At 51.8% G+C, this 18,810-nt stretch carries 19 protein-coding genes; 8 read left to right on the top strand and 11 right to left on the bottom strand.

The window, feature by feature from the left end; genetic code table 11:
• Nucleotides 1–71 precede the first annotated feature (71 nt).
• On the top strand, nucleotides 72–266 hold the full coding sequence (locus BLV87_RS00535) for a hypothetical protein (protein ID WP_093064308.1): 195 nt from the start codon (nucleotides 72–74) through the stop codon (nucleotides 264–266).
• 63 nt (nucleotides 267–329) lie between these two features.
• On the opposite strand, the gene mutM is transcribed toward BLV87_RS00535, so the two are convergent.
• Nucleotides 330–1,142 carry a bifunctional DNA-formamidopyrimidine glycosylase/DNA-(apurinic or apyrimidinic site) lyase gene (mutM, locus tag BLV87_RS00530; RefSeq protein ID WP_093064306.1) on the bottom strand — a complete coding sequence of 271 codons (813 nt, stop codon included), beginning with the start codon at nucleotides 1,140–1,142 and terminating at the stop codon, nucleotides 330–332.
• Between the two features lie 70 nt (nucleotides 1,143–1,212).
• Here mutM and BLV87_RS00525 point away from each other — a divergent pair, with 70 nt between their 5' ends.
• The 3 genes from BLV87_RS00525 (at nucleotide 1,213) to BLV87_RS00515 (ending at nucleotide 3,587) form a co-directional block, all read left to right on the top strand.
• Nucleotides 1,213–2,484 carry an O-acetylhomoserine aminocarboxypropyltransferase/cysteine synthase family protein gene (locus BLV87_RS00525; protein ID WP_093064304.1) on the top strand — a complete coding sequence of 424 codons (1,272 nt, stop codon included), beginning with the start codon at nucleotides 1,213–1,215 and terminating at the stop codon, nucleotides 2,482–2,484.
• A gap of 37 nt (nucleotides 2,485–2,521) precedes the next feature.
• On the top strand, nucleotides 2,522–3,016 hold the full coding sequence (gene tpx / locus BLV87_RS00520; RefSeq protein WP_093064302.1) for a thiol peroxidase: 495 nt from the start codon (nucleotides 2,522–2,524) through the stop codon (nucleotides 3,014–3,016).
• A gap of 73 nt (nucleotides 3,017–3,089) precedes the next feature.
• The gene (locus BLV87_RS00515) at nucleotides 3,090–3,587 is read left to right on the top strand and encodes a hypothetical protein (RefSeq protein WP_093064300.1); all 498 of its coding nucleotides are present in this window, start codon (nucleotides 3,090–3,092) and stop codon (nucleotides 3,585–3,587) included.
• Between the two features lie 3 nt (nucleotides 3,588–3,590).
• Here BLV87_RS00515 and BLV87_RS00510 read toward each other — a convergent pair whose 3' ends face one another.
• A complete protein-coding gene (locus BLV87_RS00510; RefSeq protein WP_093064298.1) occupies nucleotides 3,591–6,731 on the bottom strand; it encodes an efflux RND transporter permease subunit in 3,141 nt (1,046 codons plus the stop codon).
• A complete protein-coding gene (locus BLV87_RS00505) occupies nucleotides 6,731–7,699 on the bottom strand; it encodes an efflux RND transporter periplasmic adaptor subunit (RefSeq protein ID WP_175517792.1) in 969 nt (322 codons plus the stop codon). The genes BLV87_RS00510 and BLV87_RS00505 overlap by 1 nt, the downstream gene beginning before the upstream one ends.
• A gap of 203 nt (nucleotides 7,700–7,902) precedes the next feature.
• Between BLV87_RS00505 and BLV87_RS00500 the strand changes: the two genes are divergently transcribed.
• A complete protein-coding gene (locus BLV87_RS00500; RefSeq protein WP_093064294.1) occupies nucleotides 7,903–8,307 on the top strand; it encodes an SCP2 sterol-binding domain-containing protein in 405 nt (134 codons plus the stop codon).
• Nucleotides 8,308–8,394: 87 nt separating this feature from the next.
• Complete coding sequence (locus BLV87_RS00495) at nucleotides 8,395–9,018, top strand: DUF302 domain-containing protein (protein ID WP_093064292.1); 624 nt, start codon at nucleotides 8,395–8,397, stop codon at nucleotides 9,016–9,018.
• 10 nt (nucleotides 9,019–9,028) lie between these two features.
• Here BLV87_RS00495 and BLV87_RS00490 read toward each other — a convergent pair whose 3' ends face one another.
• On the bottom strand, nucleotides 9,029–9,463 hold the full coding sequence (locus tag BLV87_RS00490; RefSeq protein WP_139282094.1) for a hypothetical protein: 435 nt from the start codon (nucleotides 9,461–9,463) through the stop codon (nucleotides 9,029–9,031).
• Nucleotides 9,464–9,777: 314 nt separating this feature from the next.
• Here BLV87_RS00490 and BLV87_RS00485 point away from each other — a divergent pair, with 314 nt between their 5' ends.
• Together BLV87_RS00485 and BLV87_RS00480 are read left to right on the top strand one after the other, a co-directional pair.
• Nucleotides 9,778–10,971 carry an ammonium transporter gene (locus BLV87_RS00485; protein WP_093064288.1) on the top strand — a complete coding sequence of 398 codons (1,194 nt, stop codon included), beginning with the start codon at nucleotides 9,778–9,780 and terminating at the stop codon, nucleotides 10,969–10,971.
• A gap of 100 nt (nucleotides 10,972–11,071) precedes the next feature.
• Entirely contained in the window at nucleotides 11,072–11,446 is a 375-nt protein-coding gene (locus BLV87_RS00480) for a PGPGW domain-containing protein (RefSeq protein ID WP_093064286.1), read from the top strand.
• Between the two features lies 1 nt (nucleotide 11,447).
• Here BLV87_RS00480 and BLV87_RS00475 read toward each other — a convergent pair whose 3' ends face one another.
• The 7 genes from BLV87_RS00475 to rplM all read right to left on the bottom strand — a co-directional run bounded on the left by BLV87_RS00475 (nucleotide 11,448) and on the right by rplM (nucleotide 18,797).
• On the bottom strand, nucleotides 11,448–15,302 hold the full coding sequence (locus tag BLV87_RS00475) for a DUF3683 domain-containing protein (protein ID WP_093064284.1): 3,855 nt from the start codon (nucleotides 15,300–15,302) through the stop codon (nucleotides 11,448–11,450).
• A gap of 85 nt (nucleotides 15,303–15,387) precedes the next feature.
• Nucleotides 15,388–15,876 (bottom strand): hypothetical protein, encoded by a 489-nt coding sequence (locus BLV87_RS00470; RefSeq protein ID WP_245706857.1) that lies wholly within the window; start codon nucleotides 15,874–15,876, stop codon nucleotides 15,388–15,390.
• Entirely contained in the window at nucleotides 15,876–16,262 is a 387-nt protein-coding gene (locus BLV87_RS00465; protein ID WP_093064280.1) for a type II toxin-antitoxin system VapC family toxin, read from the bottom strand. The genes BLV87_RS00470 and BLV87_RS00465 overlap by 1 nt, the downstream gene beginning before the upstream one ends.
• 2 nt (nucleotides 16,263–16,264) lie before the next feature.
• Nucleotides 16,265–16,504, bottom strand: a complete 240-nt coding sequence (locus BLV87_RS00460) for a type II toxin-antitoxin system Phd/YefM family antitoxin (protein ID WP_093064278.1) — start codon at nucleotides 16,502–16,504, stop codon at nucleotides 16,265–16,267.
• 119 nt (nucleotides 16,505–16,623) lie between these two features.
• The gene (locus tag BLV87_RS00455; protein ID WP_093064276.1) at nucleotides 16,624–17,646 is read right to left on the bottom strand and encodes a porin; all 1,023 of its coding nucleotides are present in this window, start codon (nucleotides 17,644–17,646) and stop codon (nucleotides 16,624–16,626) included.
• 312 nt (nucleotides 17,647–17,958) lie between these two features.
• On the bottom strand, nucleotides 17,959–18,351 hold the full coding sequence (gene rpsI, locus BLV87_RS00450) for a 30S ribosomal protein S9 (protein ID WP_093064274.1): 393 nt from the start codon (nucleotides 18,349–18,351) through the stop codon (nucleotides 17,959–17,961).
• 17 nt (nucleotides 18,352–18,368) lie between these two features.
• Complete coding sequence (gene rplM, locus BLV87_RS00445; RefSeq protein WP_093064272.1) at nucleotides 18,369–18,797, bottom strand: 50S ribosomal protein L13; 429 nt, start codon at nucleotides 18,795–18,797, stop codon at nucleotides 18,369–18,371.
• Between the last annotated feature and the right edge of the window lie 13 nt (nucleotides 18,798–18,810).

The raw sequence follows: 18,810 nt of genomic DNA, 5'->3' as shown, positions 1-18,810 counted from the left end.
GCGACTCTACTTATTTCGCTTAAAAAACAATCGAATCAATCGCACAACAGCACATTAAGCAAGGGGCTTTTATGTTGGATACAGAAGTTATCATGTATTTTATGATCGGGTTGATCATTATCGGGATTCCCTCCTTCCTTTTCTACCGCATTGGCATGGACATTGGTGTCAACAAAGGTATCCGTAAGCAATTAATACGCGAACTGATGGCGAATGGCGTGCTGGAAGAAGCCGATATGTCGATCAGGGGTACGCGCCGTACTTGACTCAGCGGCAAGCCGCAAGGCGATGCTGCGGCTACGCTCAGCAACCAAGAGTGTGGCATTGAGTCAAATTTGGCAGATGGGGCAGAACCAAGTAGAACGTTGCCCTTGGGTGATTTGGGCAATGGGGTTCTGGCACACGACACACGGCAACTTAGCCCGGTCGTAAACCTTCAACTCCAGCTTAAAATACCCAGGAGACCCATCTTCACGTACAAAATCACGCAGGGTTGTTCCCCCGCATTCAATGGCATAGGTCAGAATCTGGCGGATAGTTTGCGCAAGTTTACCGTAACGTTCGCGGGATACGCGCCCCGCCGCCAGCCGTGGGTCTATCCCCGCTAGAAACAGCGCTTCATTGGCGTAGATATTGCCTACGCCAACGACAATGTGCGCATTCATAATGAATGCTTTCACGCTCACACTGCGGTTACGCGAACGTTCAAACAAATAATCCCCATCGAAACCCTCGTCCAACGGCTCCGGCCCCAATTCACGCAATAAAGCGTGTTGCAGCGGATCACCCTCTGCCCACAATAGTGCCCCGAAACGGCGCGGATCGTGGTAACGCACCGCCTTGCCACTGTCCAGCACTAGGTCAAAATGGTCATGCTTACGCGGTGCTAAATCCGCCTCCACAATCCGCAAACTGCCGGACATCCCCAAATGAATTAGCCCCACGCCCGCACCCGTATGCAACAAAATGTATTTGCCCCGCCGTGTTAGCTCATGCACCACCTGCCCTTCCAATGCGCCAATCATATCCGGCACAGGCCAGCGCAATGTCGGCTGACGGATACACACGTTCTTCACTGTATGTCCCCTTAACCAAGGCTCAATACCTCGGCGGGTGGTTTCGACTTCGGGCAATTCAGGCATCGTACATCCTTTCTGTGGTCAATATTATGGACGTATGTTATACCTTATGGCTCCACCAAGGAGGACTCCCATGAAAAAAGAAACACTATCCATCCACGCTGGCTATACCACTGACCCGACCACCAAGTCGGTAGCCGTGCCAATTTACCAGACCGTGGCTTACGAATTCGACGATGCCCAACACGGCGCGGATTTATTCAATCTGGCAGTACCCGGCAATATTTACACCCGCCTCATGAACCCCACCAATGACGTGCTGGAAAAGCGTGTCGCTGCACTTGAAGGTGGCGTGGGCAGCTTAGTCGTCAGCTCCGGTATGGCAGCCATCAATTACGCCATTCTCAATATCGCCGAAGTGGGTGATAATATCGTCGCCACCCCACAATTGTATGGCGGCACGTACACACTATTTGCACACATGCTCCCCAAGCAAGGCATTGAAGTCCGCTTTGCCGAAAACGACAGCCCCGAAGCCATCGAAAAGCTGATTGATGCCAAAACCAAAGCCGTGTTCTGCGAAACCATCGGCAACCCGGCTGGCAATATCGTCGACATCGAAGCGATTGCCACCGCCGCGCACAAACACGGCGTCGCCGTCATCGTCGATAACACCGTGGCAACACCGATTTTGTGTACGCCAATTGATTACGGCGCGGACATCGTGGTTCACGCCCTCACCAAATACATCGGCGGTCACGGCAACTCACTCGGCGGCATTATTGTCGATTCCGGCAAATTCCCCTGGGCAGAAAACAAGGAACGCTACGCCGCCATCAACAGCCCCGAACCGTCTTACCACGGCGTGGTGTATACCGAAGCCTTGGGGCCTGCTGCCTACATCGGTCGCGCCCGCACCGTACCCTTGCGCAACACCGGCTCGGCACTCTCGCCCTTCAACGCCTTCCTGATTTTACAAGGCTTGGAAACGCTGGCATTGCGCATGGAACGCCACTGCGCTAACGCCATTGCCGTCGCCAATTACCTGAAAAACCACACCAAGGTCGAGTGGGTGAATTTTGCTGCCCTGCCCGATGACCCGTATCATGCACTGGCGTTGAAATATTTCAACGGCAAGCCTGCGTCACTGATGACGTTTGGGATCAAAGGCGGGTTTGATGCAGGAGTAAAATTCTACGACCAGCTCCAAATCATCAAGCGACTGGTGAATATCGGCGATGCAAAATCACTGGCTTGCCACCCTGCTTCCACCACGCACCGCCAATTGACCGAAGCGGAACAGTTGCGAGCAGGTGTCAGACCCGAAACCATCCGTTTGAGCGTTGGCATTGAACACATTGACGACATTATCGCCGACCTCGAACAAGCCTTTGCAAGCGTATAACGACAGACTTTAATCAATCACTCAAGGAGATTTTCCGATGGCAACTATCACCTTACAAGGCAATCCGCTGGAAACCTGCGGCGAACTGCCCGCCGTAGGCAGCGCAGCCCCCGCGTTTACCCTGACCAAAACCGATCTGTCTGACGTTACCCTGCAAGACTTTGCAGGCAAAACCGTCATCCTCAACATTTACCCCAGTGTTGACACCGGCGTTTGTGCCGCATCCACCCGCAAGTTCAACGAACTCGCCAGTGGCAAAGCTGACGTAGCGGTATTGTGCGTATCGGCTGACCTGCCGTTTGCCCACAGCCGTTTCTGTGGCGCGGAAGGCTTGGACAATGTGGTGTCCCTCTCCGACTTCCGCAACAAGGATTTTGGCAACGCTTACGGCGTAACCATTACCACGGGAGTGTTAGCTGGCTTGCTCTCCCGCGCTATCGTGGTCATTAAAGACGGCAACGTTGCTTACACCGAACAAGTACCGGAAATCGCGCAAGAGCCGGACTACGACGCAGCCCTCGCCGCAGTATAAATATCAAGCAAATAGCAGCAGAATCCAGCAACCTTGACTAAACTCATGTCAGCCCCTTATTGCAGGAACTGATATGAAAACCAAGCTTGCTCTGCTGCTGTCCCTCTTACTGGGCATCAGCAACACACTCGCGACGGCTGCTGAATGCACCTCATCGTTTTATTGTTATGGCAATACTGCCAATTCGGTAAGCAAAGTTGCAACGCGCCCGCCACCAATTCCACCGCCAAACCCGCGTGTCGTGCAACAGCGCCGCCAAGCACAAATTGCCTTACGCAACCGCCCTGCGCCACAACAAGTAGCCAGACCGACGCCACGAGTTAATGTACAACCCACGCAACCCGTTACTCGACCAGCACCACGCGCCAATGTGCAACCCGCGCCACAAGCCGTTACTCGACCAGCGCCACAAGCCGTTGCCAGACCCAACAATGCCAATCAATGCCAACAACGACTCAGCCTCGCTGCACAATTGGAAAGCCAAGCGGTGATCGCCGCCAAACAAAACAATCGGCAAGCATCCGTAAGGCTCTTCCGCGAAGCTGCTAACCTACGCCAAGCCTGCCGTTGACGTTCAATGTTTATGTTTCGACCGGCTCGACACCCGATACAACACCGGAATCGCAAACAGCGTCAGCACGGTTGAAAACCCAACCCCCCACACAATAGCCGTCGCGACTGGCCCCCAGATCAGCGACTTGCCCCCCAACCCAGTAGCGAGTGAAAACAAACCCGCCATCGTGGTCAATGACGTAATTAACACCGGAATCACCCGCCGCCGCGCCGCATACACCGTGGCGTGCAATACACTCATCCCCAATTCACGCCGGTCATTCGCCGCAGAAATCAACACAATCGCCGAATTCACCGCAATCCCCGCCAATGCCACCACCCCGTACAGCGTATACAAACTCAACGGATTTTGCGTCACCAGCAAGCCATACACCACACCGGTAAACGCCATCGGCACAGTCGACAAAATCAGCAATGGCTGCGAATAACTGCCAAATTGCGTGCCCAGAATCAAATACATCAAACCCACACCAAACAGGAACAACATCCCGATAGCATCCATACTTTCCTGAATATCATCGAGTTGCCCCGCAAAATCCAAATCAATATTCGGAAATTGCACCTGATAAGGTTTCCACCCCTCCAGCAAGATCTGATTCGCCTGCACCGCATCCAGCGCACATTGCGAATAATCCGGCGCTGTCCCGCTGAACATCGGCTGCAAGCGGCATTCGTAAAACGGCTCATCCGGGCGTTTCACCAAATCCGCCTCCAAGGTAATGGCGCGACGGAAATTGTAATGGCGGATATTGCCCAACGATACGCCTTTCTGTTCTTCCACCAATTCGCGCAACGGCACGCTGCCGCCATCCGCTGTCGGCAAGCGGAAATCCAGCAACTGATCCACCGTGCGCAAATCCCCTTCTTGGCGTTTGACGCGCACCTCCAGCTTTTCGCCCTGATCCTGCATATCCGCGACCACTTCACCATCCACCAGCAAGCGCAAGCTACGGCTGACCTCATCCGGCGACACTCCTGCACGGCGGATATTGTCGTGGCGCAAGCGCAACGTCATTTCCATCTGACCGGGGCTGGCATCGTCGCTAATGTCTTTGAAACCCGGATTCGCACTCAGAATTTGTTTGAGCGCAGCGGTTGCCCCCTGAATTTCAGCGTAATTATCGCCACGCACTTTCACGCTGATCGGCTTAGCCGCCGGGGGGCCGCCCGCCAATTCCAGAAACGCGATATTCACCGCCCCCGGCACGTTCACCACATCGGCACGCATCCCCTCAATAATGGTTTTCACCTCCCGCGAACCTTCCGACATGGGCTTAAGGCTCACCACCATTTGCCCGTAACGCGCCCCGTACAACGGCTCGGTTTCGGTAAACATCATCCCCGCATAAGCCACCACTGAACGCGCATCCTCCGGCTGCAAATGCTTTTTCACCTGCTGCTCGACTTGTTGCACCTTTTGCATGGTTGCATCCAACGCGGTAGAACTTGGCATTTCCACATTCACATAAAACAGCCGCAAACTGTCCGCCGCAAAGAAATTCATCGGAATCAAGCCTGCCCCGACAATCCCCACCGCCAGCACAAACATCAACACCACCGCACTCAACGCCGCACGCGGGAAGCGCAATACTTTCACCAGCAAACGGGCGTATTTCACTTGAATCCAATGGGTAGCGCGAGTCCGCATTTTTTGAACCCGCGACGGCTTATCAAAGCGCATTTTCGTGCTGGCAACGTGCGCGGGCAGCATCCAAAACGCCTCAATCAAGCTAATCGCCAGCGCCAGCGTCACCACCATCGGAATCACTTGCATGAATTTACCGAGTATTCCCGGCAACAACATCAGCGGCAAAAACGCTGCAATCGTCGTCAATACGGCAGTCGTCACTGGCAAAGCCACCTCGCGCATGGATTCCACCGCCGCCGTCACTGCATCCACGCCGTGTTGCAAGCGGTAATAAATGGATTCGACCACCACCACCGCATCGTCCACCAACATCCCCAACACAATCACAATGCCCAGCAACACCGTCACATTCAAAGTTTCACCCGTGCCGGACAACACCCAAAACGTCAATGCAAGGGTGAAAGGAATACCAATCGTGGTCAGCGCAGCAATCCTGAACCCCAGAAATAACCAAGTCACGAATAACACCAACACAAACCCCAGCAAGGCATTGCTTTCCATAATGCCGATCGCCTCACGGGTGGGAATGGTTTGATCATCAACCAACACCAGCTTCACCCCGCTGGCTCCGACCTGCTGGTTACGCGCGTCAATGTAAGTTTTCAGGCGTTCCACCAAATCCAACACATTGGCTTTGTCTTCCTTCATCACCGCGAGCAATACCGCTGGTTCGCCATCCAAACGCACCTTTTGGGTGGCTTCAGCGCGAGCGCGTTCCACATTGGCGACCCGTGACAATGGCACTTCGCCCTGCACACCGGGAACAGGCAATTCAGCCAAAGCTTGCGGGTCACTGGTTTTACCGCTTAAACGCACTAACCAACTTTGCTTATCCACATCCAAACTGCCAGCGGATAAATCCCGAAACCAAGCACGTACCGTATCGCTCAATTGCCCCGGCGTTAACCCCAAGGATTCGAGTGCGACAGTATCAAAGCGGACTTGCAGTTCGGGATCATCCAACGCCACCGGATCAACCCGATCCACGCCCTTAATCTGCTCCAGCGCTTTTTCGATATTTTTGGCTTGCACCCGCAAATTTTCATCGTCAGCAACGCTTTGCACCGCAATCATCGCCGACGGGAACGCATTCGCCGTGGTGATTTCCAGCACAATCGAATCCATCGCCTCCGCAGGCAGCAAGTTTTCAGCGTTCTGAATTTCGCGGCGTAAATCGGCAAGGCGCTTATCGAACGTGCGTTCATCAATGTCTTCAAAACGCACCAATAGGCTGGAAATGTTTGCACGGCTATTGCTCGACACAAATTTCATGTCCGGTATGCCACGAATCGCGTCTTCCAGCGGGTCGGTCACGCGCTTTTCCACGTCTTCCGCACTCGCCCCCGGCAACGCAGTGATAATCGAAATCCAGTTGAAATTAATCGTGGGGTCTTGCTGGCGCGGCATTGTGTTATAAGCGGTAAAGCCAATAATCAGCACCAACACGAACGTGAGGTTCGCGAGAACATGGTTTTGCAATAGGCGGCGATACATCAAGGTTTCTCCACCGTCACGGCTTGCCCATCCCTTGCCCGCAAGCGGTTTTGATCAATCAAACGCACCGAAGTGGGCAAGTCGATCAACACCGGCTGCCCTTCTTTCGCATCGGGGAGCGGGTGGAACTTTGCCATGCCATCCACTTCCAGCATGACCCCCAAACCACCTTCACGGCGCACCACCCAACTCGCCGGTAATGCCTGTAATTTACCTTGCCACACCACGCGCCCACTGCGCCCAACCGGCAAAGAATGTTTACCCTTGAGGGTAAAGCGCACTTCTTGCGTGCGGGTATTTCCGGCGATTTGCCCAACCACCGCACGGCGTTCCAGCGGAATGCTCACACCATCGGCAACAAAGCGTAATTCCGCCCCTTGCGTTTGATCCTGCACTTCATCCACCGATAAACTGGCGCTCACTTCCAAGGCTTTGTCTTGCAGCAATTGGAACGCGGGTGTGCCGGGTGTCGCTTGCTGACCGACTTGCACATTACGGCGGGTAATTTGCCCGGCAAACGGCGCTTTAATGGTGCAACGTGATACCGCAAGCTGGGCGGTGTCGGTTTGCGATTTGGCGACTGCCACCTCAGCTTTGGCTGCTTCAGCATCGGCAGCGGCTTTATCCAACACTTCAGCGGGAACGACACCCGTATTACGCAAACGCTGATTGCGCTGAAGTTGTGTGTTCGCCAATTGGTAACGCGCATTCGCTGCATCCACGCCTGCTTTGGCTTGGCTCAAGGCGAACAGATGGTCGCGGCAATCCAATTCCGCCAATATTTGACCGGCTTGCACCGTATCACCCGTATCAGCCCGTAACTGGGTAACTTTCGCAGAAATCTCAGCACTAAGCGTACTATCGTTCAAACTGATCAGCGTTGCTGTTACACTACGCTCAGATGCCTGCAAAACCTCCCCCAAAGGTCGCACCGTCACCGTTAGAGAGTCCGCTGGGGTATCAGCCATGCTGAAACCAGCCAGAGAGAGGGTAACTATCGTCGGGAGGAGTGGGAGGAGCAAAGATTGACGCAGCATCGGTATTATCACTTTTTAACAGGTTGCGAAACGTAAGAATGCAAGATATATAAAGCTTTGTAAATTTCAGTTTTATAACGCCGCATTACAAACCAACGTTACCGTTATTATCAACACAAACTAGGAGAGGAACCATGCCACAACTTTTTTCTGCCGACTGGATGAACGAACTCAAGGATCTCTGGAACAACGACCCTGAAGTAAAAGACAAGCTTGCTGCGATCGGGTTCAATTCCATCATCACTTGTGGCCTGAAAGGCGAAGCTAAACCGATGGGTGTTTTCGTTGTCGAAAATGGCGAATGTGTCCGTGCAGGCGATTACAACGGTGAAAGCCCAGATTGGGACATGCGTGCCGACCGCAAAGACTGGATGAAATGGACAAAAGAACCGATGGGTATGGTCGGCCTAGGAACTGCTTACACCTTTGGTAAACTGAAATTCTTGTCAGGTGACTACGGCGCAATGCTGAAAAACCCAGCCATGGCGGGGCCTTTCGTGAAATCATTCGCCCTGATGGCAAAAATTGACACACAATAACTAAAATAGTCGTCATTTTAGGGAATAAAACGTATAAGGAAGCCATCCATTGATGGCTTCCCCATTTATATTACGCTAGGAGACTTCATGAATTTCATCCGTAACATTCTTGCCATTATCGGCCTCGTTGCCATTATTGGTGGCGCATACGCTTACACCAAATTTGCCCCCATGATGAGCCTAATGGGTGATATAGACATTGCTGCTGAAAAAGCAGCGTTAGATAGCTTTGACCCCAAAGCGAAAGATGTTTACATGAATATGTGGACTAAGCTGAAGGAAAGCGGCAACTCGGCTGATGCAACCGTCGTCAAATATTCGTTGGCGGAAGGCGTTTCCCCGGAAGATGCTGAAGAGTCGATGAAATCCATTGCTAACAAGCACAACATCAAAGCGGTTGGCGAATTGCCGCTGTCTGAACAAGTGAAATTGGAAACCGGGCAAGACCAGCGCTTCCTGAAAATCTACCAGTTCTGTAACCCACAAACGGCGATGAAAATGGTCGATTTCAGTGATGCCTTTTCTGCGTACCTGCCATGCCGGATTGCAATGATCCAAGACAAGGAAGGCAAATATCACCTGTACTCACTCAATATGGATATGATGATTTACGGCGGCAAAACGCTGCCACCTGAGCTTCATGCTGAAGCAGTCAAGGTACAAGAGATCATGACTGACATTATGCGTGGCGGTGCAGAAGGCGACTTCTAATATAACCGCGTTAAGCTGAGGAAGACGTGACTTCTTCCTCAGCCGCTCCAAAAATCACGCCTAAGGTTATCAATACCATACTGGCATACCACATCCAGAATCCTGTCCCCAGCCTGATGACCCGCATATCCACATCCCCCCCCGGAATCTCAGTAAACCAAAAAGCTTGCCCTGCCAAAAGTGCGCCCACTACAACCACCAACATGGCACGATTAGGGTAGCGTGGCATAATTAGCACCCCTAATAGCTCCAGTAAGTTGGCATACCAAGCGAACTGGAACAACCCAAACCCTAACCAACCGGTTGCAGCCACCCAATAGCCCATCACTGCGCCTTGATCGGTATAAAACGCCACTTGCGTGAATGACATTACCCACAATAACCCCCCAAAAAAGAGCATGATTCCTGATACCGACAGCTCATCGAACTTGAGTCTATGCAACACTGTATTCATCCTGAATGTTCAACTTAATCCGTATCCGATTATCATATACACAAACCGGTGACAGGCAAGTCTACTGAGCAAAGGCTATACGCAAGGTTCAACAATATAATTTTGCTATCTTGGTGCAAATAACGCACCAAGATAGTGCTAAAAAATAATAAGGCACAATAACTGTGATTATATGCCTGCAAAAATACCACTACTCTGAAAAAACCGCACCACCCTCACGCATTTTGTGCATCACACCCTAGTCATTGATTATCCAACGGTTATGATGGCAACTCTTTTGGCTCTTCAGGTGTTAGAGGTTAGGTATGGAGCAACTGGTTTCTGCATTAAATACCCTGTTCGTGTTAATGGGTGCTGTCATGGTACTGGCAATGCACGCAGGCTTTGCCTTTTTAGAAGTCGGCACAGTACGTCACAAAAACCAAGTGAATGCACTGGTGAAAATCATTGTGGATTTTGCGGTTTCGACAATAGCGTATTTTTTCATCGGCTATTACATCGCTTATCAAGTCGGTTTCTTTGATAGCGCCAGTATTTTGGCGGAAAAGAACGGGTATGACTTGGTGAAGTTCTTCTTCCTCCTCACCTTTGCCGCAGCCATTCCCGCCATTATTTCCGGCGGGATTGCGGAACGCGCCAGATTTTATCCACAACTCATTGCCACCTTTATTATCGTGGCACTGATTTACCCTTTCTTTGAAGGCATGATCTGGAACAATTTATACGGAGTGCAAGCGTGGATCACCGGATTATTTGGCGTTGCCTTCCATGACTTTGCGGGTTCCGTGGTCGTCCACGCCATGGGGGGCTGGTTGGCCTTGGGTGCGGTGATTTTGTTAGGACATCGGCACGGGCGTTACACCAAAGATGGCAAACCCATGTCGGCACATCCGCCCTCCAGCATTCCATTTTTGGCGATTGGAGCATGGATTCTGACCGTCGGCTGGTTTGGCTTTAATGTCATGTCTGCCCAAAAAGTGGAAGGTCTCAGCGGTTTAGTGGCTATCAACTCGTTAATGGCAATGGTCGGCGGCATTATTGCGGCGTTAATTGCAGGCAAAAATGACCCTGGTTTCGTCCACAACGGCCCCTTAGCCGGTTTGGTGGCGGTGTGTGCGGGTTCGGACTTAATGCATCCATTAGGCGCATTGGTGGTCGGCGCAGTGGCTGGCGGATTGTTTGTGTGGACATTCACCTTGGCACAAAACAAGCTGAAAATTGATGACGTATTGGGTGTATGGCCGCTGCACGGGCTGTGTGGCGCATGGGGCGGCATTGCGGCAGGCATTTTTGGATTAGAAGCACTCGGCGGTGTAGGCGGTGTCAGCTTTGGGGCGCAAGTGGTGGGTACGTTGCTTGGCGTAGCGATTGCGACAGCAGGCGGCTTTGTGGTGTACGGTATCCTCAAAGCCACACTAGGCATTCGCTTGTCACAAGAAGAAGAATACAACGGCGCTGACTTAAGCATTCACAAAATCAAAGCCAACCCGGATAACTAAGGCTCACACTCTCTTATTCCTCCCCTGACAAGGGGAGGTTAGGAGGGGCTTCTTTTTTTCGAGTACAATCCCCCATCGTTCATCACGCTGGGGTTTTTATTTGGAAACGTTATTCATCTGGCTCGGTATCTTATCTGCATTCACATTCGTGTTATCGCTGTTGCTACTACCGTGGTTTCTTATACGAATTCCGCCGGATTATTTCATCCGTCCGCGTGACCCACACAAGTGGCACGTATTGCTACAACCCCACGCGCTAGTGCGCAATTTGCTTGGCTTGCCCGTGCTGTTAGCCGGTATTGCCATGCTCGTGTTACCGGGGCAAGGCTTGCTGACCATTATGATAGGTTTGGGTATCATGAACTTCCCCGGCAAGTTCGAGCTGGAAAAATGGGTCGTAACACGTAAAGGCGTGCTCAAAGCAGTGAATTGGATTCGCAAGAAATCACATCATCCACCGCTACAAGCACCCTAAGTTAAAGTAGTACTTTCTCTATCCCGCCGTGTGTCGCCTTGCCGACGAACCCTTGTTGCCAATCATTGCCCAGCAAATAATTCGCCATTTCCACCACAATGTAATCGGTTTCCATCCCAGTATCATCTGCATAACGCGACAACCCTTGCTGGCAAGCCGGGCAGGACGTGAGGATTTTCACCTTGCCATTCTGTGCCATGTCATTGCCGGTCAATTCCTGAACCCCTGCTTTGAGGCTTTCAGCTTTGCGGAAACGTAACTGGCTGGCAATATCCGGGCGGCTAATCGCAAACGTCCCCGCTTCCCCGCAGCAACGCTCGCTCAACACCACGTTGGAACCTGTCAATTCCTGAGTGACTTTCAGCGGGTTAACCTGCTTCATCGGTGTGTGGCAAGGGTCGTGGTACACGTATTGAATACCGCTAACCCCGTTCATTTTCACACCTTTTTCCAGCAAATATTCGTGAATATCCAGCAAGCGGCAACCGGGGAAAATCTTGTCGAATTCGTATTTGAGCAACTGATCCATGCACGTCCCGCACGATACCAGCACGGTTTTAATGTCGAGGTAACTCAACGCATTCGCCACGCGGTGGAACAACACGCGATTTTCGGTGGAAATTTGCGTGCCCTTCTTCAAATCGCCGCCCGCGTTTTGCGGGTAGCCGCAGCACAAATACCCCGGTGGCAATACCGTGGTTGCGCCGGTTTCGTACAACATTGCCAGCGTTGCCAAACCTACCTGACTGAACAGGCGTTCCGAGCCGCAACCGGGGAAATAGAACACTGCATCGCCACGTTTATCCGCTGTTTTCACCGGATCGCGCAAGATAGGAATCACGCTATCGTCTTCCAAACCCAACATTGCACGAGTAGTTTTCGCGGGCAGCCCTTTAGGCAACGGCTTTTTAATGAACTGAATCACCTGCTCTTTAATCGCCGGTTTCCCCAACGTCGCCGCCGGACGTTTATCAGCACCTAACACATTCGCTGCTTTCGCCAAGGAATACGCGAAACGCTGCGCCTTGTAACCAAATTTGATCATGCCGGTACGCATCACATTGATTTGCGTCGGGTCTTTCAGATTCAGGAATTGCATGGATGCCCAGGTCACCGGGCTAGTCTTTTTCTTACCCCGTTCGCGCAAAATACTGCGCATCCGCACACTGACTTCACCGAAGTCGATATTCACCGGGCAAGGGTTGAAACACTTGTGGCACACCGTGCAATGGTCAGCGACATCGTTCATTTCATCGAAATGGCGGATCGACACCCCGCGCCGCGTTTGCTCTTCGTACAAAAACGCCTCAATCATCAAGCCAGTTGCCAGAATCTTATTACGCGGCGAATACAGTAAATTGGCACGCGGAATGTGCGTATTGCACACCGGCTTACACTTACCGCAGCGCAAACAATCCTTAATGTCGTTGTTCAGCGCACCCAACTCATTGTGTTCCAACAACAAAGCCTCGCGCTCGACCAAGCGTAACGACGGCGTGTAGGCATTCTGCAAGCCCGACCCCGGCAGCAACTTACCCTTGTTGAAATGCCCTTGCGGGTCAACGTCTTGCTTATACGCGGCAAACTCATTGATTTCACGCGCATCCAAATACTGGAATTTGGTAATGCCAATGCCGTGTTCGCCGGAAATAACCCCATCCAATTCCCGCGCCAACACCATAATCGCATCCACCATGCGCTCGGCTTCGTGCAACATGCCGTAATCGTTGGAGTTCACCGGAATATTGGTGTGCACATTGCCATCGCCTGCGTGCATGTGCAGCGCCACGAACAAGCGGCTGGTGCGAATCTTGCGGTGGATTTTTTCCATCGCCTGCATCAACGGCTCTAATTCACGCCCAGCAAACATTTCCTGCAACGGTCGAATGATTTCCTTGCGGTAAGAAATGCGCAAATCACGCCGTAATAGTAAATCAATCATGCGATCTTGCGGACGTTGTGCAGCTTTCGCGGTGTCATCCAGCAAGTCTTGGTGCGCTGCGGCAGGTGCATCGAAATGCGCGAGAATTTGTTCCCAACGCACTTTGCGTTGCTGAAGGTAATCCACCGCATGGGTCAGCTTGTTTGCCCAAATGGAGCTGCGTTCGGCACTCGCCTCATAGTCCGCCACGGCGCGCAATTCCGGCAAATCGCCCGCCAAATGCTCCAGTAAACCGTCAATCATGCGCAACTTGTTTTGCATGGACTGGCGGATATTAATCGTTTCGATGCCTTCGGTGTAACGCGCCAAATTGTGCAGCGGAATCACTACGTCTTCGTTAATTTTAAAAGCATTAGTATGTGCCGCAATCGCTGCCGTGCGCGAACGATCTGCCCAAAACTGACGACGTGCTTCCGGGCTGATCGCAATGAAACCTTCGGCATTACGGGCATTCGCCAAACGCACCACTTCGGCAGCGGATTCTGCCACCGCCTTTTCGTCATCGCTCACAATGTCGGCAATCAGCACCATTTTCGGCAACATACCGCGAGCACCTTTCGGGGTATACTTCACCGCTTTGACGTAGCGTTCGTCTAGATGCTCCAAGCCGGACAGCAGCACGTCATTGCGCCCGTCGAGGTAGTTTTTCACCTCCACAATCGCGGGGACGGCTTCGTGCAAATCGGTGCCGTAGAATTCCAGACAGACGGTACGAATTTGGTCGGGCATCCGGTGCAAAATGAATTCGCCGGAGGTGATTAAACCGTCACAGCCTTCCTTTTGAATACCGGGCAAGCCACCGAGGAATTTATTGGTGACATCCTTGCCCAGCCCTTCTTTGCGGAAATAGCGCCCTTCAAAGGTGAGGATTTCCGCTTCACCTTTGCGGGTTTTGCCATCGGCTAGGAAGCGTTGCACCGAAAATTGCACGGTTTGCTGATCGTGGATTTTGCCGAGATTGTGATTCAGGCGCGTGACTTCCAACCAATCCGCATCCGGCGTGACCATGCGCCAAGAGAGCAGGTTGTCGAGGCTGGTTCCCCATAAGACCGCTTTTTTGCCCCCGGCATTCATGGCGATATTACCGCCAATGGTGGAAGCATCCTGCGAAGTCGGGTCAACCGCAAACACCAAACCGTGCTTGCCTGCCAAATCCGACACGCGGCGGGTAATGACCCCTGCCCCTGTGCGCACGACTGCCACGGTTTTATCCACGCCCGGCAAATCGGTGCGGTATTGCACTTCACTGAGGGATTCGAGCTTTTCGGTATTAATCACCGCGCTACGCGCATCCAATGGCACTGCGCCGCCGGTATAACCCGTGCCACCCCCACGCGGAATCACGGTCAACCCCAACTCAATGCATTCGCCGACCAGCGCCGCCATTTCTTCTTCGGTGTCCGGGGTCAGTACCACGAAGGGCAATTCCACCCGCCAGTCGGTCGCATCGGTGACGTGTGACACCCGTGCCAAGCCATCAAACTGAATATTGTCTTTGCGGGTAATCTTTTGCAGACGCTTGCGGGCTTTTTCGCGCAAATCGTATTCCGCCCGAAACATCTCCGCAAATTGTGTCAAGGCGCTGCGGGCAATCTGCATCAACTCTAACGTCAGGGCATTGCCGTTGGCACGTTCTTCAATCTTTTCGACGCGCCCATTGAGGGTGTCGAACAGCGATTGCCGCCGCTCGCGGTTTTCCAGCAGGTCATCGTGGATGTAAGGATTGCGCTGCACCACCCACATATCACCGAGGATTTCCAGCAACATGTGCGACGAAATGCCGGTTTCGCGCTTTTCACGCAAGGCTTGCAGGATTTCCCATGCCCGCGCACCCAACAAGCGTTGCACGATTTCCTTGTCGGAGAATGAAGTGTAGTTGTACGGAATTTCCCGAATCGGGTGGGTAGCTGTCATGGCGTTCACGAATGCTCTTATGCAAAGAGGCGTAGTGTAACGCGCTGCACCATTGAAAAAAACCTGTTATCACAAAGGGGATTGTTTAATGCCACAAGCGGTGGCCTTGAGCAATTTTTGCAGCCACCTCCTGCTGGAAGTCTGGCGGGCCGTAAGCAATGGCTTGCTGGTCTTTCTGGAACTTGCCGTCGAGGATTTCTTGTTCCAAATAGACCAAGGGGCGACCGTGTTGCTCGGCAAACTGTTTCAGCCAATTCAAAGCTCGCGGGGGAATGCGTTTACCGACGGGAATCGCCACATCAACCGGCACACCGCGCCATTGGAATTTGTTGAACAGCACCATGACTTTGGCTTCGTTTGGTTTCATCCAATCCGGCAGTGGACTGTTGGGAATGACCCAACCGCAGTTGAAATTATCGCACGGATCTATAGGGCGGTTGGCGTAGTCGTTGCAGCCTTTGCCAGTACTGTGTGGGCAGGGGCAACCGGGGTAGACATCTGCCCCCATGATGTTCATCTGAACCCAACCGTCGCAACAGGCGGTACAGGGCTGGCATTGACGGATTTTAGGCATCACCAGATCACTTTAACCGGATACTGCTGAATCAAGGGATCAGGAGTAAGCAGTACCATGCCCTCCTCAACTGCCTGACAAATCAGCATCCGATCAAACGGGTCGCGGTGAATTTCGGGCAAATTCGCCAAGTGTTGAATCGCCTCCTCATGCAGACTGAGTGACTCTATCTGATGCTGGATGCGTTTTTGCGGAATATACTGACGCGGATGCTGTGGCAAGGGCAACTTACCCAACTGGTATTTCACCGTAATTTCCCACACTGACACAACACTTAAAACAACTTCGTTTTGTGGATTTTGAAATAGCTCGCGTGCCGCTTGGCTCAAGCTATCATCATCAGAGATAAGCCACAAAAATGTACAGGTATCCAACAACAAGCGCATTCTTAGCGTCCCTCAAATGCGGCGATTAAATCATCCGGCAAGGGGTCGAAAAACTGACTTGGCACGGTGAATTCACCTTTTGCCAAACCGATGGGGCGTTTTTGTTGGAGCGGTTTGGATAATGCGCGTATCTCTGCAATAGGCACATTCCGTTTACATAGAAAGATACGCTCACCTTGCAGCAGTTGCTCAAGATAACGCGATAGATGTGTTTTGGCCTCATGGAGATTGAGATATAACATGACTTACAACCTAGTTCAGTACATGGTCAAGATTATACTTTTATAACGGATTCCCCACAATGCGAAAAGGCTCCCGAAGGAGCCTTTTCTTTAACTGTCAGCTAAAATCCAGCAGGATCTTAGAATTCAGTAACCAAACCAACTGCTGTAGCAGTAGTTGAGCTTTCAGCACCAGTCGCAACACGACCAGTGTTGGTGTTGTCGTTCCACAGCAAGTAAGCAGAAGTTTTCTTGCCTAAGCTGTAGTCAACGCCGACAGTAGTTTGCTCTTCTTCACCAGCACCGTCAGTTTCGCCTTTACCGTAGCCAGCTTTCAGAGTAGCAGCACCAGTTTTGAAGCCACCAGCTACATACACGTTGGTATCTTCAGTGCCAGTTGCGCTTTCGCTTGTTTCATAAACAACGTTAGCAAAGTGACCAGCTTCAGCTTTGTAGCCAGCGCCCAAGTTAGTAACGGTCATTTCGCTAGGAGCAGTATCCAGTGTGGTGTAACCCAAAGCAGCATAGATAGGACCATTGCTGTAGTTAGCCATTACAGTGTTAGCAGTAGTACCACCGTTACGGTCGCCATCACCACCAAGCAGGTCAGTTTCAGTAGAGTGAGTCGCTGCCAAACCGACAGGACCAACTTTAGTGATGTAAGCAACTGCGTTGTCTACACGGTGATTATCAGCAGCGATGATGTTACCCATGTCTGCATAAGTATCAGCAAAAGCATCCAGACCTGCTGTAGCCAATTTAGCTGGAGTATCGTGACGACCAACGCGAACTTCACCGAAACCGCCTTTCAAACCAACGAAAGTGTTACGGGCACTTAATCCACGAGACTGGGCATTACATTTCGTAGCACTAGCAGGATCATCGCTACAACCTGACGGATTTTTCTCATTATCCCCATCTAGGTCAATACCGTATTCCAAGCCATAAGTAGCGCTCAGACCGTTGTCTAGTTCGGTAGAACCTTTAACACCCAGACGTGAAGAGTGGCTTTCTACAACTGTTTCAGAAGATTCTACAGCACCTTTAGTTGTTTCAACATTACCAACAGTAGCGTGCAGTTTGCCGTACAGAGTGGTATCAGCCATTGCCGCAGCAGGTGCGATCAGTGCAGTAGCAACTGCGATTACGAGTAATTTTTTCATGAGTCGACTCCTATTAAGAAGGTTTGTCCTGTCTTTAAAATTTAATCTTCGATTTGTTCAATCTGACGGAAGTATTTATACATCCCTTGCCAGCGTCTTGCAACTGCTTTTTTGCAAATACGCTACAAAGCTTAGTACAAATGTTGCAGAAACGCCACATCTATTGCTTGACAAAAGCGCAGCATACCGACGAACGGTAGCATCTTGAATTTCAGCAGCTTAGAAACGACAAAGCCACAGGTGGCAACACGCTGTGGCTTTGTTACAACAGATTGGGAACGCCTTAAAAAACTGCGTCGACCTGCCGGATAATTAACGCTTGGAGAACTGTGTCGCGCGGCGTGCTTTGTGCAAACCGACTTTCTTACGTTCAACCTTACGCGCATCACGGGTCAGGAAGCCTTCAGACTTCAGATCACCACGTAGCGTTTCGTCATATTGCAACAGCGCACGGGCAATACCTAAACGGATCGCGCCGGACTGACCGGTGATACCACCGCCAGCAACCGTCACATTGATGTCAAATTTCTCAGCCATGTTAACGGTGTGCAGCGGCTGGCGCACGACCATGCTGGCGGTTTCACGCCCGAAGAAGTCACCCAGTGCTTTGCCGTTAACGGTGATCGCACCACTACCTGCACGCATGAAGACGCGAGCAGAAGAAGATTTGCGACGACCAGTGCCGTAATATTGTGTTTCAGCCATGTTTCATTCCTGCCCGATCAAAAGTCCAGCGCTTGCGGCTGCTGTGCTTGGTGGTTATGTTCTGTGCCAGCGTAAATTTTCATTTTACGGTACATGGCGCGACCCAGTGGATTCTTTGGCAACATGCCTTTAACAGCCAGCTCGATAACACGACCGGGAGCACGTTGTTGCATCTTTTCAAAGGTGAAGGCACGCATGTTACCGATATAGCCGGTATGATGGTGATAGGTTTTGTCTTTGGCTTTATTACCAGTAATACCTACTTTGTCTGCATTGATAATAACGATGTAATCACCGGTATCAACGTGCGGGGTGTACTCTGGCTTGTGCTTGCCACGCAAACGCCGGGCAACTTCGGAGGCCAAACGGCCTAGCGCCTTACCTTCGGCATCGACGACGTACCAGTCGCGTTTTACCTCAGCTGGCTTTGCACTGAATGTTTTCATCTTGCTCAATCCA

Source organism: Thiothrix caldifontis, assembly GCF_900107695.1.
In the GTDB taxonomy this organism is placed as follows: Bacteria; Pseudomonadota; Gammaproteobacteria; order Thiotrichales; family Thiotrichaceae; genus Thiothrix; species Thiothrix caldifontis.
The sequence above is the reverse complement of the archived record's forward strand: the minus strand, read 5'-3'. Positions and strand labels throughout refer to the sequence as shown.

Bases quoted from the DNA above. Each gene is read 5' to 3' on its own strand.
- BLV87_RS00535 (WP_093064308.1), top strand. From the start codon at position 72: ATGTTGGATACAGAAGTTATCATGTATTTTATGATCGGGTTGATCATT.
- mutM (WP_093064306.1), bottom strand. From the start codon at position 1,142: ATGCCTGAATTGCCCGAAGTCGAAACCACCCGCCGAGGTATTGAGCCT.
- BLV87_RS00525 (WP_093064304.1), top strand. From the start codon at position 1,213: ATGAAAAAAGAAACACTATCCATCCACGCTGGCTATACCACTGACCCG.
- tpx (WP_093064302.1), top strand. From the start codon at position 2,522: ATGGCAACTATCACCTTACAAGGCAATCCGCTGGAAACCTGCGGCGAA.
- BLV87_RS00515 (WP_093064300.1), top strand. From the start codon at position 3,090: ATGAAAACCAAGCTTGCTCTGCTGCTGTCCCTCTTACTGGGCATCAGC.
- BLV87_RS00510 (WP_093064298.1), bottom strand. From the start codon at position 6,731: ATGTATCGCCGCCTATTGCAAAACCATGTTCTCGCGAACCTCACGTTC.
- BLV87_RS00505 (WP_175517792.1), bottom strand. From the start codon at position 7,699: ATGGCTGATACCCCAGCGGACTCTCTAACGGTGACGGTGCGACCTTTG.
- BLV87_RS00500 (WP_093064294.1), top strand. From the start codon at position 7,903: ATGCCACAACTTTTTTCTGCCGACTGGATGAACGAACTCAAGGATCTC.
- BLV87_RS00495 (WP_093064292.1), top strand. From the start codon at position 8,395: ATGAATTTCATCCGTAACATTCTTGCCATTATCGGCCTCGTTGCCATT.
- BLV87_RS00485 (WP_093064288.1), top strand. From the start codon at position 9,778: ATGGAGCAACTGGTTTCTGCATTAAATACCCTGTTCGTGTTAATGGGT.
- BLV87_RS00475 (WP_093064284.1), bottom strand. From the start codon at position 15,302: ATGACAGCTACCCACCCGATTCGGGAAATTCCGTACAACTACACTTCA.
- BLV87_RS00470 (WP_245706857.1), bottom strand. From the start codon at position 15,876: ATGCCTAAAATCCGTCAATGCCAGCCCTGTACCGCCTGTTGCGACGGT.
- BLV87_RS00465 (WP_093064280.1), bottom strand. From the start codon at position 16,262: ATGCGCTTGTTGTTGGATACCTGTACATTTTTGTGGCTTATCTCTGAT.
- BLV87_RS00460 (WP_093064278.1), bottom strand. From the start codon at position 16,504: ATGTTATATCTCAATCTCCATGAGGCCAAAACACATCTATCGCGTTAT.
- BLV87_RS00455 (WP_093064276.1), bottom strand. From the start codon at position 17,646: ATGAAAAAATTACTCGTAATCGCAGTTGCTACTGCACTGATCGCACCT.
- rpsI (WP_093064274.1), bottom strand. From the start codon at position 18,351: ATGGCTGAAACACAATATTACGGCACTGGTCGTCGCAAATCTTCTTCT.
- rplM (WP_093064272.1), bottom strand. From the start codon at position 18,797: ATGAAAACATTCAGTGCAAAGCCAGCTGAGGTAAAACGCGACTGGTAC.